Source organism: Candidatus Poriferisocius sp. (genome assembly GCF_965208355.1).
GTDB lineage: Bacteria > Actinomycetota > Acidimicrobiia > Acidimicrobiales > Bin134 > Poriferisocius.
The window spans coordinates 1,818,993-1,832,508 of record NZ_CBDBOM010000003.1 but is presented as its reverse complement, the minus strand read 5'-3'; the positions used below and the strand labels follow the sequence as shown (position 1 = coordinate 1,832,508).

Here is a 13,516-nt window from a genome sequence, read left to right as displayed (position 1 = left end):
CGAAAGGTTCAAGCCTGCACGAGTCTCGCCATCCACGCGCTACTCGAACTCGCGCTCAGTCCACCACGGCATGACGTCGGGTAGATCTGCGCTCGGGCGCATCGTGAACTCCGCTGGCCGCTTCTCGACGAATGACATCACGCCCTCGGCCACGTCGGCACCTTTGCCGAGCTGCCAGATCAACCGCGAGTCGATCTTGTGGGCCTCCATTGGGTGATCGGCGCCCGCCATCCGCCACAGCAGCTGGCGCGTTGCCGCGACTGAGACCGCCGAGGTGTTCGCGGCTATCTCTGCGGCGAGCGCCCGAGCCGCCGGCAGGAGATCGTCAGGCGCATGGACGCTACGAACCAGCCCCGCTTCGTGGGCGTCCTCGATCGGAAACACCCGTCCGCTGAACGTCCACTCCAGCGCGGTGCTCAGCCCGACGACCTTTGGCAAGAAAAACGACGAGCACGCCTCGGGCACGAGCCCACGACGGGCGAAGACGAAGCCCATCTTCGCGCCGAGTGCTCCCAACCGAATGTCCATCGGCAACGTCATCGTCGCCCCTACACCGACGGCCGGTCCGTTGATGGCAGCGATCACGGGCTTCAGGCACTCGAAGATGCGAAGCGTCACGCGGCCCCCGCCATCGCGAATGCGCGAGATGTCCTCAGTCTGGACGTTGGCGGCACGGTCGGTCCGCTGCTCATAGTTGAACGTCTCCGCGCCCGAGCCGAGGTCAGCGCCCGCGCAGAAGCCCCGCCCGGCGCCCGTCACGATCACCGCTCGCACCTCGTCGTCGGCGTCGACCTGATCGAACGCATCGATCATCTCGAACATCATCCTCGGCGTGAACGCGTTCAGTCTCGCGGGACGGTTGAGGGTGATGGTGCCGACGCTGTCGACCACGTCGTACACGATCTCTTCGTATGTCATCTGCTGCTCCGAGTCGGCGGCGGCGGGTGTGCAACGACCCTGGTCACTGTCACTGCGCCATGAGGCCGCCATCGACCAGGTGGTATGAACCCGTGATGAATGACGCCTGCTCCGACAGCAGGAAGCAGATGAGGTTGGCGACCTCGGCGGGAGTGCCCAGGCGGTTGAGCGGGAAAGTCGCGGCCATCTGCGCCTTGCCTTCGGCATCCAACAACTCGTTGAGCGCGGGGGTGTCGATGACACCCGGACCGACTGCGTTCACACGAATGCCGTCAGCGGCATGGTCTATCGCAGCGGTCTTGGTGATGCCGATGACTGCATGCTTCGCGGCGACATACGCGCTCGCCATGGGCATGCCCTTGATGCCAAGGAAGGAGGAGGTGTTCACGATTGCGCCGCCGCCGACGCGTTGCATGGCCGGAATGGCGAACCGCATGCCGTGGAACACGCCGTGGAGGTTGAGGTCGATCCCCTGATGCCAGCCGTCCAACGGATAGTCGCCGGCCGGCCCAGATGGTGTATCGCCCCCGGCGTTGTTCACCATCATGTGAAGACCTCCGGTCTCGGATACGGCGAAGTCGACGAGGGCCTCGACCGCCTCTGGGTCTGTCACGTCTGTCTCGTGGCCGATAGCGCCGTGGCCGATGTCCTCGGCGGCCGCGCGGGCGCGTTCGGCATTTAGATCGGCGATGATGACGGTCGCCCCGCTTTCGGCCAGCGTTCGGGCGGTCGCCAGTCCGATGCCGGATGCACCCCCAGTCACGATGGCTGTCTTGCCATCAAAGCGAATTTCCATGTCTCATCTCCTTATTCTGGTATCTGGACCTTGTCCTGGATCGTTGTTCCTTCGTAGCCGTGGCGCCAGAACACCGGCATCGCGCGTCGGGCGACGTCGTCTTTGTCGTAGGTCTTCGGCCGCCCCATGGAGTTCTCACGCTACATTTTCAACCGGAGGGTTAAAAGTCCCACTAGGGTCGGGCATAAAGGTGTACATGCCAATCAAACCCGCAACCCGAAGAGATCGTTCGTATGCCTAGCCGTCCGATATCGCCCGAGTTTCCGTTCGAGTCCAGATTCGTGGACGTACTCGGGAGCAAGATTCACTACGTCGACGAAGGTGTGGGAGCTCCAATCCTATTCCTGCATGGAAACCCCACCTGCAACTACCTGTGGCGAAACATCCTCCCGCATCTCTCTAATAAGGGTCGTTGCATCGCACCCGACCTGATTGGTATGGGGAAGTCGGACAAGCCGGATATCGGCTACGGCTTCGAGGATTCCTATCGCTACCTCTCGGGATTCATCGAGGAGCTGGAGCTCACGGACGTCACCTTGGTGGTGCACGACTGGGGCTCCGGCCTCGGCTTCCATTACGCAAGGCAGAACCCAGCGAACGTCAAGGCGATCGCGTTCATGGAGTCGCTGCACGACATGCCACCCCTCAAGGAGCTTTCCTTTGGTGTCCGGTTCTCGTCAACGCTGCTCAGGAACCGAGTCTTCGGGAAGATCATGGCTGGGAATCTCAACCTCTTCATCAAGAAGGTGCTCCCTGCTCTGATCGTTAGAGACCTCACAGAAGAGGAAATGGCCGTCTACGCCGCTCCCTACCCGACGAAGGAGAGCCGCCGCCCCATCTGGGTCTGGCCGCGAGAAGGACCTCTAGATGCTGACGCAGGAACCCCGGTGAGCACAGCCTTCGCTGCATGGCGAGACTGGTTGCCAACGTCGAGCATGCCCAAACTCTGTCTCTACGCAACACCTGGCGCCGCCATCAAAGAGAAAGAGGCCGAGGTGATACGCCAGACGTTCGTCAACACCGACGTCGTTCATGTCGGTGAAGGTCTTCACTTCATCCAGGAAGACTGCCCGCATGAGATCGGGGAAGCCTTGTCGAACTGGTACGCACGAATCAATTGAGGAGAGAGAACAAATGCGCGTTTTCGTTACCGGGGCCACGGGCTACATCGGCGGGACCGTGACACGGCGTCTACTCGACGGCGGGCACGAGGTCATCGGCTTGGTTCGATCGGGCGACTCCGCGAGCTCGGCTTCGGAGCGGCTCGAGGCCATCGGAGCCGAACCGCACGTCGGCAACCTGGAGGACCTGGACAGCATCGAGCAGGGCGTTGCAGCAGCCGAAGGCGTGGTACACGCGGCCATGAGCATTCCCGACTACAACCGTCTCGATCTCGTGTTTGCCAACGAACGCGCCGTTGTGGAGGCCATGCTGTCCGCCCTCGCTGGCACCGGACAGCCGTTCATTTACACGAGCGGCGCAGCCGTGTACGAGGACACCGGCGACAAGGTCGTCGATGAGACAGATCCAGCTGATGCCAAAGGCGATGTTGCGCTGCGGGCGGCGCTGGAACAAGACGTCCTCAAAGCCGCCGAGCACGACGTGCGTTCCATTGTGATCCGCCCGGGCATGGTCTACGGCAAGGGTGGCAGCGGCATCATGCACGTGCAGGCGGGATTGGTGCGTCAATTCGGAGGCGCTTGCACCGTGGGCGACGGCAGCAATGCCTGGTCTGCCATCCATGTCGAGGACTTGGCCGATCTCTACCTTCTGGCGCTGGAACACGGCCCAGCCGGAAGCCTCTTCAACGCTGGCACGGAGGACTTTGTCACCATGCGCGACATTGCATCCGCCATCGCCCGCACGCTCGACCTCGAAGGCCCGGTAACGGCTTGGCCAGTCGAAGAGGCACGCGGCGCACTCGGCCCGATGGCAGACGCGTTGACGACCAACAAGCGCATGTCGTCGGCACGCGCACGCACCGCCTTGGACTGGCACCCACATCGCCCTGGCCTCATCGAAGAGATCGAACACGGCTCCTACCCCGCTGCCTTCACCGCGACCGGTGAGCAGGCGGAGTGACGGTCATCGCCAGCGACTTCGTCAGCCGGGTTCCGTGAACGACCACGCGCAACTCAAGGCTGATACCGTGCGGCGCCATGAGCATGATCGGTACGCGTGTTGTTCGGAAGGAAGACCCGGATCTGCTGACCGTAGGCGGGATGTACGTCGACGACATCGCAGCCGAGAACGTCGCCCATGCGACTTTCGTCCGGTCACAGATGGCGCACGCCGACATCGCCGGCTTCGACACGTCGGAGGCGCTCGATGTCGATGGCGTCATCGCCATTTACACCGCGGCCGATCTCGGGCTGAAGGCGGCGCCACCTGACATGCCGATGTTCAACCAGGCGATGACCCGGACCGATCTGGCGACCGACCGGGTCCGCTACGTCGGTGAGCCCATCGCCGTGGTCATCTCCGAGACCAGGGAGGCCGGCGCTGATGCCGCCGAGCTGGTGTTCGTGGACTACGAGCCTCTGGAAGCGCTCGTGTCTATGGAGGCGGCCGCTACCGACGAACTCGTCATCCACGGCGAGGCCGGCACCAACACCATCTTCAAGATCCCATCCGACGCCGAGGGCGACATCTTCGAGGGGTGTGAGGTGGTGGTGGAGCAGACGTTCTGCAACCATCGCCAGGCGCCGTGCCCCATCGAGCCCCGGGCATCGCTGTCGGTCTGGGGGACCGCGGACGACGGACAGCCCAAGCTCACGCAGTGGTCGTGCACCCAGTTCCCGCATGGCACCCGCGACATCTTGATGAAGACGATGGGGGTCGACGCCGACCACGTCCGTGTGATCACTCCCGACGTCGGTGGCGGGTTCGGCGCCAAGACCGGCGGCTACCCCGAGGACATCGTGGTCGCGCTGGCTGCCCGGAAGCTAGACCGTCCCGTCCGGTGGGTCGAGACCCGCTCCGAGTCGATGGTCGGCTTGTCGCACGGCCGGGGCTGGATCAACACCGTGAAGATCGGCGGCAGCCGTGATGGCGATGTGGAGGCCTACAAGTTCCACATGCTTGCCGACGGGGGCGCCTACCCGCAGGTGGGCGCCCTCCTGCCAATGTTTGGGCGCATCATGGCCACCGGCAACTACGACATCCCGCGCGTCGATTTCTCCGCCCAGTCCGTCATCACGAACACCGTGCCCATGGGCGCCTATCGCGGCGCCGGTCGGCCTGAGGCGGCGCTCGGCATCGAGCGGGCCATGGAGCTATTCGCGGCCGAGATCGGCATGGACCCGGCCGAGGTCCGCAGGAAGAACTTCTTCGCCAACGACCAGTTCCCGCTAGAAACGCCCACCGGCGCCTCGATGGATACCGGCGACTACGGCGGTGCGCTCGACAAGGTGTTGGCCGCCATCGACTACGACGAGCTGCGCGCAGAGCAGGCCCGGCGGCGCGAGGACCCCTCCGCGCTGCTGCTTGGCCTTGGCTGGGCCGCGTACGTGGAGATCGCCAACCCGGTCACGAGCGGCGAGTTCGGCAGCATCGAGGTGCGCCCCGACGGGTCTGCGCTCGTGCTCACCGGCTCTTCTGCCCATGGTCAGGGCCATCACACTGCGTTCGCACAGCTCGCCGCCGACATCACTGGTATTCCATTCGAGATGATCGAGGTGCGCCATGGCGACACCGACGAGGTGGTGCGGGGAGGTGGCACGGGCGGTTCGAAGTCGCTGCAGACCGGTGGCGCGGCGGTGTGGGAAGCCAGCGAAGGCCTTGTGGAGCGGGCCAAGGAAGTAGCGGCCACAATGTTCGAGGCCAATCCGGCCGACATCGTGCTCGACATCGCTACCGGCTCGTTCGGTGTGGTCGGCACGCCGGCGAACATGGCCTCTTGGGCCGCGGTCGCGTCGCACGTTCAGGAGGCGGACAACGCGCCGCTGTTGCACGAGGTGGACTTCCAGCCGCCGGGCGCGACCTTCCCATTCGGAATGCAGCTGTCGATCGTCGAGGTGGACCGGGAGACGGGCAAGGTGACGCCCATCGACCACATCACCTGCGACGACGCGGGCACGATGGTCAATCCGCTCATCGTCGAGGGGCAGGTCCACGGCGGCGTGGCCTCCGGCGTGCTTCATGCACTCATGGAGGAGTTCGTCTACGACGACGACGGCAACCCGCAGACCGGCAACTTCACGGACTACGCGCTGGGCTCGGCGGCCGAGCTGCCGATGTTCAACCGGATCCCGCAGGAGACCCCCACCGATCGGAACCCGATCGGCGCGAAGGGCATCGGCGAGTCCGGCACCATCGGCTCCACCCCGGCGGTGCAGAACGCAGTGGTCGACGCGCTGTCGCACCTCGGCGTCCGCCACGTCGACATCCCTGTGACCCCCGAACGCGTCTGGCGCGCCATCCGAGCCGCAACCTGAGCCCATATCGGTGCCTGGCGCCAACAGGGGCTCAGGTTGCGGCTTCGACCACAAAATCGATAGCGCCCGTCTCTGGAGGACCGATGCGCAGATATGTCATAAACCCCGACACCCAAGCCATCGAGGCAGAGGAGGCCGAGCGGCCCGACATCGGTCCAGGTGAGGTGATGGTCCGAGTGCGCGCTGCTGCGCTCAACTACCGAGACCTGATCGTCGCCAAGACGTCGCGACGCCCCGTGGTGCCGTTGTCCGACGGTGCGGGGGAGGTCATCGAGGTGGGTGAGGGTGTGACTGACCTTTCGGTAGGGGATCGAGTTGTCGGCCTCTTTTTCCCGAACTGGATGGACGGGCCAATTTCGGCGGAAGCGATCGGTACGCTGCGCGGCGGTGACATCGACGGGATGCTCACGGAGGTAGTTGTTGGTGACGCCTCAGGCTTTGTGCGATTCCCCGACTACTTGTCCTATGAGCAAGCGTCAACGCTCCCATGTGCTGCTCTGACTGCTTGGCACGCCCTCTTCGAGCACCCGAACCCCGCGGAGGCCGATCAGATTGTGCTGCTTCAGGGAACCGGCGGCGTATCGGTCTTCGCGCTCCAGTTAGCCGCCTCACGCGGCATCGACACCATCGTGACGTCGAGCTCGGACGAGAAGCTCGAGCGAGCACGGGCAATGGGCGCCACCCACACGATCAACTACAAGGCGATCCCTGACTGGGACGGCGCCGCTCGGGAGCTCACAGACGGCCGCGGCGTCGACCTGGTCGTCGAGGTGGGAGGAGGCGGCACGTTCGGCAAGTCCATGAGCGCGCTGCGCGAGGCCGGCACCATCAGCTTGATCGGGGCGCTCGCAGGTATGGCCGGCGAGGTCAACCCTTTGCCAATACAGCGCAAGGCCTTGCAGGTCTACGGCATCAAGGTGGGTAGCCGAGCGATGCAGACGCGGCTGCATGAAGCGCTCACCGAACACTCGATCCAGCCGGTGGTAGACCGAGTCTTTCCGTTCGAAGACGCGGCCGCATCGTTCTTCTATCAGGAATCCGGCGCGCACTTCGGGAAGGTTGTGGTCGCATGCTAGATCGCCAATCTGTCCTTCCAGCCGACCACCCAAAAGGCGGCGTTTCCAGGCCAGACCAGTAACAGCGTGGATCCGACACTCTCGGCGACGGGCGCATACCGGCGGGCGCTCCGAGCCAGCGAGTTGAACAGGGGGGCATCATTCGTTCTTTTGTTGACAGCTTGATTCGCCGGTGTGTAAGGTTCGCGACGGGTGTGGAGGATGACCGGGAGACTCAGAAGCACAGTGGGGGAACATTGAGGCTTTTCGTTGACCACGACAAGTGCCAGGGGCACGGTCGTTGCTATATATCGGCGCCAGCCCTTTTCGACGCGGACGAGGAAGGGTTTGCGATCGTCAGGCCGGGCGGCGTTGACGGTCCACTCGAAGCCGCAGCGCAGAGCGCTGTACTGAATTGCCCTCAAGCCGCGATCCGGCTTGAGGGAGAAGACTCGGCGTGACTCTGAACATGAGCAACTGTCAGCATTACGTCCACTAACAGAGGAGAGGGCAGTCATGGATAAAGCTAAGCACTACCGGGCACACCTCGATCCATTTGCTGAAGATCCAGTGCTGAACGACAGCTACTGGGACATCATGCGAGACCTGCGCGAGAATTGTCCGGTCGCGCACAGTGACGCACGCGGTGGTTTTTGGATCCTCACGCGGTATGAGGACGTATTGGCAGCGGATCGGGACTGGGAGACATTCTGTTCAAACAAAGGTGTTGGCGTGGTGGCCCCGACAGAAGGAACACCACGTCTCCCCCCGATCGAGGTTGATGGTCCTGACCATCGGGAATGGCGTCGCTTTCTCAATCCGCACTTCACCCACGAGAAAATGAGCATGCTTGCGCCGCCGGCCGCCGGAATTGCGAACCACCTGATCGATAAATTCGAGGATGCTGGAGAGTGCGATCTTGTGGAAGACTATGCGAGGGCGTTTTCCACGGCTTCTTTTTTTGAGCTGATGATTGGTACGGATCGGTCGGAGTTGCCTCGCGTGCTGGATATCACGAGGCGCGCCATTTTTGAACGGGGTGATCCGGTCAAGGTGCAAGAGGGTCGCGCTGAGCTCGCTGCATGGGTTCGCAACAAACTGGATCAACGGCGCGATGAGGAGCCGCAGGGTGACCTCGTGGATGTGATTCTCCGCGAGACTCGTGCGGGCTCGCCATTGTCTGCGGATGAACAGGTGCAGCTGTTATCGATGCTAATCGGCGCCGCGATGGATACAACCACTACCGCGATTTCGATCATCTGTCGTCACCTGGCTGAGAATGCAGAGGTGCGAGAACGGCTAGCCGGCGATCCAAGTCAAATTGGATCTTCAGTCGATGAGTTTTTGCGACTCGAGTCACCGGTCACGCATTTGGCCAGGGTCACAACGCGGGAAGTCGTGGTCGGAGAGACAACCATCCCTGAAGGGGAGCGCGTTGCGTTGTACTTCAGCGCCGCGAATCGTGATCCGGTCGAGTTTGAGAATCCGGATACTCTGCAATTTGATCGACTCAGTAATCGACACCTGTCGTTTGGGGCTGGTCCGCATCGCTGCCTGGGTGTTCATTTCGCGCGTATGCAAATTGAAGTAGCGATTGCTACGTTGCTCTCACGGATCCCGGACTTCAGAGTAAGGCTCGGGTCTTCAGTTCCTTACTACACCATGGTGCCGCGTGGCCCGATCGAAATTCCAGTCGAGTTTGCGTCGCACGGTTAGTCGAGAGGATGTACACATGCGGTTAGAGGGGAAAGTGGCAGTCATCACCGGCGGGGCCAAACGCATCGAGACATAGCAGGTTCGCCCAGGGGCGTCCCTGACGCGCCGGGCGGCAACAGAAACGGATGAAATCGACATGACAAGGGCCGCCGTTCTGGTGCAACCACAAGAAGCTCTCCAGCTGTGGGATGGAATTGAGGTTGCGCCTCCCCGGCACGGTGAGATCCGGGTTCGTATCGAAGCGTCTGGACTTTGTCATTCGGACTACTCGGTCATGACCGGCAAATTGCCTACTGCATTGTTGCCAATGGTTCTGGGCCATGAAGGTGCTGGAATTGTCGTCGACGTTGGACCTCATGTTACCGGAATCGTCGAGGGTGATCACGTCGTCATGTCCTTCAAAGCAATGTGCGGCTCTTGTTTTTACTGTCGAAATGGGCAGCTCTATTTGTGCGAGAAGGACTCCGCTCAACGACTGGCCGGGACAATGCCTGACGGTACAACCAGGCTTCGACGGGGACATGACGATATTCGTCAATTGTGCCAGGTCGGCTCGCTCTGCGATGAGGTCGTAGTGCCTGCAGCTAGCGCCGTGCGTCTGCCCGACCATGTGCCGTTTGCCGTTGCTGCACCGCTGGGATGCGGCGTCATGACAGGCGTGGGGGCCGCCCTGAACACCGCATGCCTGACACCTGGGGCTACCGTGGCAGTCATCGGCTGCGGCGGCGTCGGCCTCAGCGCGATGCAGGGCGCCCGCATTGCCGGTGCCAGTCGGATCATTGCGATCGACACCGTTCAATCCAAGCTTGATATTTCGACGCGGTTCGGGGCCACTGACACGATCAACGGTGCCACGACCTCGGTGGTTGACGTCGTCCGTGAGATGACTAAGGGACGAGGCGTCGACGCAGCGTTCGAGGCTGTCGGGCTAGCGACTACCATTGGCCAAGCAATCGAGATGGTTCGTCCTGGCGGCGAAGCTGTATTGGTGGGCCTTCCCGGCAGTGACGTCAACCTGTCAGTGCACGCATTGGGTCTGATCACGACGGGCAAGTCGCTTAAAGGCAGCCTCTATGGTTCGTGTCATTTTTCGCGGGACGTGTGTCGAATCCTCGATTTGTACGAAGGCGGTCGGATAGACCTCGATGGGCTCATCTCGCAGAAGATTGCTCTTGAGGACGTCAATGAAGCCTTCGAATCCATGGTCCGGGGTGAGGTCGTTCGGTCGGTCGTAGTGCATCAGCACTGATTTGGAGAAGCCATGCTGCTCATAGCCGGCAAGATGACGTTTGACCCTGCCCACACCGACGCCCTGCGCGAAGCAGCGGCCACGGCGATGGCAGCCACCCTGCAAGAGGACGGCTGCCAGGAGTACAACTTGGCGATCAGCTGCGGCGACGAGGGCACCCTCCGGATCTTCGAGATCTGGGACAGCGCCGACCACCTGGCCGCACATTTGGAGACGCCCCACATGGCCGAGTACCGAGCGGCGATGGCGAACTTCGGCATAAGCGGCCGCGAGCTGACGCGATACGAGGTATCGGACAGCCAGCCTCTCTAGAGGTCCGAAAGAACCGGCCGTTACTCGGCCTTGTGGGCTGGAGGAGTCGGTCCCTAGGGCTTGACGCCGCCGCAGAGCTTGACTAAGAATAGATCAAACTCACACATTTTGTTCGCGTGTCGTCGACTCTCATGAGCATGCGTCATATACGACGCTGGGGGCGCGCATCGCGATTGGTACGAATTGCCGGAAGGGGGCTCTGCCTGATGCCATCTCGTCTACCTCCGATCCCACCCAGCGCCGACATACCGCCGCTCATGTGGGTTGATGAGGCTTGCCGAGCACGTGGCTACCCCGCCCCGGAGATCTATCGTGTCCTCGCGCATGCGCCGCCGGTGCTCGAGCGAGTCATCGGTCTTGGGTATGCACTGACCGGGAACGCCCCGGGGGTGCCGCAACCGGAGCTTGACCGTCCCCTCCAAGAACTCATCACGATGCGGGTGGCGTATCTCACGGGGTGCGATTACGAGCTGGGCCGGCACCATCCGGTCGCGCTCGACGTTGGCGTGCGAGAAGAACAGTTGGCAGATCTCCCGGCCTGGGAGGTCAGCTCCACATTTGACGAGCGCGAACGGGCGGCTCTTGCTCTGACCGACGAAGTGATTCGCCGCGGACAGGTCCCCGCATCGCTGTTTGAGTGCTGTCGAGCGTTGTTCAGTCCGCAAGAGCTCGTCGAGATTGCAATGACGGTCTCGTTCTACACACTCATCGTGAACTTCGTCAAGGTGTTCGAACTGGAGATCGAAGAGGATCGGCGCGCCTTTCTCGAGGCGTGGGAGTGAGCTACCGGCGGTCCCCTCGCTCCAGCTGGCGCGGTGCTGCGCCGACAGGAGGCCCGTGATGGAATTTGGTGTCGAGATCTTTCTCACGGATCAGACGATTCAGCCGGCGGAGCTCGCTGTCGCACTTGAGGATCGAGGGTTCCACACGCTATGGCTCCCGGAGCACACGAACGTTCCCATCAGCCTGAAGCAGCTCCCGACAGCTGGCCCCATCCCGGACGCATTCAAGCGCATGTATGACCCGTTCGTCGCACTCACGCACGCCGCAGCAGCGACGAAGACGCTGCGGGTGGGGACCGGCATCTGCCTGGTCGCCCAGCGTGACCCCATAATCCTCGCAAAGTCGGTCGCAACGATCGATCACCTCAGCGACGGACGCTTCAGCTTCGGTGTCGGCTACGGATGGAACAGGGACGAGGCGCTTCAGCACGGCGTCAACTGGCCGACGCGGCGCGCCGTCGTTCGTGAACGGTGTCTGGCCATGCGCCGCATCTGGACCGAAGATGTCGCGGAATTCCAGGGGGAATACCTCCAGATCGAGCCAACCGAAATATGGCCCAAGCCCATCCAACAGCCCTACCCGCCCATCATCGTCGGAGCGAAAGCTGGCCCGACGACCTTCGACCACATCATCGAGTTCGCCGACGGATGGATGCCCCAGGACGGCTATGGCAGCGGTCCGCTCGATTCTACTATCGAGGAACTGAAGAGGCGCGCCGAGAAGGCCGGTCGCGATCCCACTGACATCGATGTGATTACGATGAGCTCTCCGCCCGAGCCGCGCCATTTGGAGTGGCTCGAAAGCCTCGGCGTCCGGGGCGTCATCTTCCAGCTGCCGCCTGCCGGACGCGACGAGGTCTTGCCACTACTCGATGACATTGCGCGCGACTGCATGGCGCACTTCTGAGTTATCATGTCGAAGCGCCTGATCTCGGTGCCTGTGAACACCGGCCACTACTAGCGTCCGGGAGGTCGCCTCATGCCAGCGAATAATCAATCGTGGAGGTTGTCCTCTGACACCCACGTCGTCGAACCGCCCGATCTGTTCACGACCCGCGTCGACCGGGAGTATCGAGACGAAGCGCCGCGTGTGGTTCGACGCGAGGGCGGCGAGGTATGGCGGGTCGGCGAGTCCGACACCTTCCCGCCCTTCCTTCCCGCGCGAGCCGGTGACCGTTTCCTCGACGACGCGGACAGGCCAGACCGTTGGAGCCCACGGACCTGGAAGGACTGCTCCTTCGAGACGGACGTTCCGGTTGGCGCATACGATCCCGATGCGTGGCTCGCCGACCTGGAGTCTGACGGCGTCCACGGCGGCATAGCCTTTCCAACCGTTACGATGGTGTTCTACAACCACGTCAAGGACACAACAAAGCTGGACCACTATCTGCGCACCATGAACGACTGGTTGCTAGAGTTTTCGGCCGCACATCCTGACCGCATCGGTGCTGCTGTCATGCTCAACGTCGACGACGCGGACGCCGCTGTCGCCGAGTTGACTCGGACGAAGGAGAAGGGGGCGCGGGCCGCGCTCGTTCCCGTTCGCAATCCGCACGGTTACCCCTCGCCGCAATACGACGCGCTGTGGGCTGCGGCGGCCGACCTCGATATCCCGCTTCAGATGCACATCGCCACCACACGTTGGCCCGATCCGTTGCTCTTTGCACTGCCCGGCGATGGGACGACAGACTATGCCGGCATCCAAATGATGGTGAACGGACCGGCCTTCAACATCCGGAGCTCGCTCACCGAAATGGTGTACTCGGGAGTGTTCGAGCGCCACCCGGGCCTGAAGGTCGTCTCGGTCGAGAACGAGGGAAGCTGGGTGTTTCCGTTGATGGAGCGACTCGACTGGAACTACCGCACGAATATGCGCGTCATCGACGCCGTCGCTCCATTCAAGAATGACGCACTACCGAGTGACTTCATCCGGCAGAACGTCTACATCAGCTTCACTGAGGACGCGGGTCTGGTCCAACGCCGTCATGAACTGGGCGTCGACAACCTGATGTGGGGGAGCGACTACCCCCATGCCGAGAGCACTCACCCGTATTCGACATCGATACTCGGCGAGATGCTCGAAGGCGTCCCAACTGACGAGCAGCAGCTCATGTTGCAGACAACGTGCGCCGAGCTCTACGGCTTCGACACCTCCGACCTCCCGACCCCGGCCATCGCCGCCTGATCCCGGTGAACGCCGTACTCGCCCGATGCGCACCCTCGACGCCATCTGCGTTATCAACGCGCTCGAA

Annotated in this window: 13 protein-coding genes; 11 read left to right on the top strand and 2 right to left on the bottom strand. The window is 62.5% G+C overall.

Features of this window, described 5'->3' with window-relative positions; translation table 11 throughout:
* Window positions 1–39: 39 nt before the first annotated feature.
* The gene (locus ACOGXH_RS09775; RefSeq protein WP_419928917.1) at window positions 40–918 is read right to left on the bottom strand and encodes a crotonase/enoyl-CoA hydratase family protein; all 879 of its coding nucleotides are present in this window, start codon (window positions 916–918) and stop codon (window positions 40–42) included.
* Between the two features lie 49 nt (window positions 919–967).
* Complete coding sequence (locus ACOGXH_RS09770; protein WP_419928916.1) at window positions 968–1,714, bottom strand: SDR family NAD(P)-dependent oxidoreductase; 747 nt, start codon at window positions 1,712–1,714, stop codon at window positions 968–970.
* Between the two features lie 233 nt (window positions 1,715–1,947).
* Between ACOGXH_RS09770 and ACOGXH_RS09765 the strand changes: the two genes are divergently transcribed.
* The 11 genes from ACOGXH_RS09765 (at window position 1,948) to ACOGXH_RS09715 (ending at window position 13,449) form a co-directional block, all read left to right on the top strand.
* Window positions 1,948–2,835 carry a haloalkane dehalogenase gene (locus ACOGXH_RS09765; protein WP_419928915.1) on the top strand — a complete coding sequence of 296 codons (888 nt, stop codon included), beginning with the start codon at window positions 1,948–1,950 and terminating at the stop codon, window positions 2,833–2,835.
* A 13-nt stretch (window positions 2,836–2,848) separates the two neighbouring features.
* Window positions 2,849–3,796: an NAD-dependent epimerase/dehydratase family protein gene (locus ACOGXH_RS09760; protein WP_419928914.1), complete on the top strand. Its 948-nt coding sequence runs from the start codon at window positions 2,849–2,851 to the stop codon at window positions 3,794–3,796.
* 77 nt (window positions 3,797–3,873) lie between these two features.
* A complete protein-coding gene (locus ACOGXH_RS09755) occupies window positions 3,874–6,150 on the top strand; it encodes a xanthine dehydrogenase family protein molybdopterin-binding subunit (protein ID WP_419928913.1) in 2,277 nt (758 codons plus the stop codon).
* An 83-nt stretch (window positions 6,151–6,233) separates the two neighbouring features.
* On the top strand, window positions 6,234–7,226 hold the full coding sequence (locus ACOGXH_RS09750) for a zinc-dependent alcohol dehydrogenase family protein (protein WP_419928912.1): 993 nt from the start codon (window positions 6,234–6,236) through the stop codon (window positions 7,224–7,226).
* Window positions 7,227–7,420: 194 nt separating this feature from the next.
* A complete protein-coding gene (locus ACOGXH_RS09745; RefSeq protein WP_419928911.1) occupies window positions 7,421–7,666 on the top strand; it encodes a ferredoxin in 246 nt (81 codons plus the stop codon).
* 55 nt (window positions 7,667–7,721) lie between these two features.
* Window positions 7,722–8,921 carry a cytochrome P450 gene (locus ACOGXH_RS09740; protein ID WP_419928910.1) on the top strand — a complete coding sequence of 400 codons (1,200 nt, stop codon included), beginning with the start codon at window positions 7,722–7,724 and terminating at the stop codon, window positions 8,919–8,921.
* 136 nt (window positions 8,922–9,057) lie between these two features.
* Entirely contained in the window at window positions 9,058–10,170 is a 1,113-nt protein-coding gene (locus ACOGXH_RS09735; protein WP_419928909.1) for a Zn-dependent alcohol dehydrogenase, read from the top strand.
* Window positions 10,171–10,182: 12 nt separating this feature from the next.
* A complete protein-coding gene (locus ACOGXH_RS09730) occupies window positions 10,183–10,482 on the top strand; it encodes a putative quinol monooxygenase (protein WP_419928908.1) in 300 nt (99 codons plus the stop codon).
* A 257-nt stretch (window positions 10,483–10,739) separates the two neighbouring features.
* Window positions 10,740–11,264 carry a carboxymuconolactone decarboxylase family protein gene (locus ACOGXH_RS09725; protein ID WP_419928907.1) on the top strand — a complete coding sequence of 175 codons (525 nt, stop codon included), beginning with the start codon at window positions 10,740–10,742 and terminating at the stop codon, window positions 11,262–11,264.
* 58 nt (window positions 11,265–11,322) lie between these two features.
* Window positions 11,323–12,171: an LLM class F420-dependent oxidoreductase gene (locus ACOGXH_RS09720; RefSeq protein ID WP_419928906.1), complete on the top strand. Its 849-nt coding sequence runs from the start codon at window positions 11,323–11,325 to the stop codon at window positions 12,169–12,171.
* Between the two features lie 99 nt (window positions 12,172–12,270).
* Entirely contained in the window at window positions 12,271–13,449 is a 1,179-nt protein-coding gene (locus tag ACOGXH_RS09715; protein WP_419928905.1) for an amidohydrolase family protein, read from the top strand.
* Window positions 13,450–13,516 lie beyond the last annotated feature (67 nt).

Coding starts and splice junctions, on each gene's coding strand:
- ACOGXH_RS09760 (WP_419928914.1), top strand. CDS start 2,849: ATGCGCGTTTTCGTTACCGGGGCCACGGGCTACATCGGCGGGACCGTG.
- ACOGXH_RS09720 (WP_419928906.1), top strand. CDS start 11,323: ATGGAATTTGGTGTCGAGATCTTTCTCACGGATCAGACGATTCAGCCG.
- ACOGXH_RS09765 (WP_419928915.1), top strand. CDS start 1,948: ATGCCTAGCCGTCCGATATCGCCCGAGTTTCCGTTCGAGTCCAGATTC.
- ACOGXH_RS09725 (WP_419928907.1), top strand. CDS start 10,740: ATGTGGGTTGATGAGGCTTGCCGAGCACGTGGCTACCCCGCCCCGGAG.
- ACOGXH_RS09750 (WP_419928912.1), top strand. CDS start 6,234: ATGCGCAGATATGTCATAAACCCCGACACCCAAGCCATCGAGGCAGAG.
- ACOGXH_RS09770 (WP_419928916.1), bottom strand. CDS start 1,714: ATGGAAATTCGCTTTGATGGCAAGACAGCCATCGTGACTGGGGGTGCA.
- ACOGXH_RS09775 (WP_419928917.1), bottom strand. CDS start 918: ATGACATACGAAGAGATCGTGTACGACGTGGTCGACAGCGTCGGCACC.
- ACOGXH_RS09740 (WP_419928910.1), top strand. CDS start 7,722: ATGGATAAAGCTAAGCACTACCGGGCACACCTCGATCCATTTGCTGAA.
- ACOGXH_RS09755 (WP_419928913.1), top strand. CDS start 3,874: ATGAGCATGATCGGTACGCGTGTTGTTCGGAAGGAAGACCCGGATCTG.
- ACOGXH_RS09735 (WP_419928909.1), top strand. CDS start 9,058: ATGACAAGGGCCGCCGTTCTGGTGCAACCACAAGAAGCTCTCCAGCTG.
- ACOGXH_RS09730 (WP_419928908.1), top strand. CDS start 10,183: ATGCTGCTCATAGCCGGCAAGATGACGTTTGACCCTGCCCACACCGAC.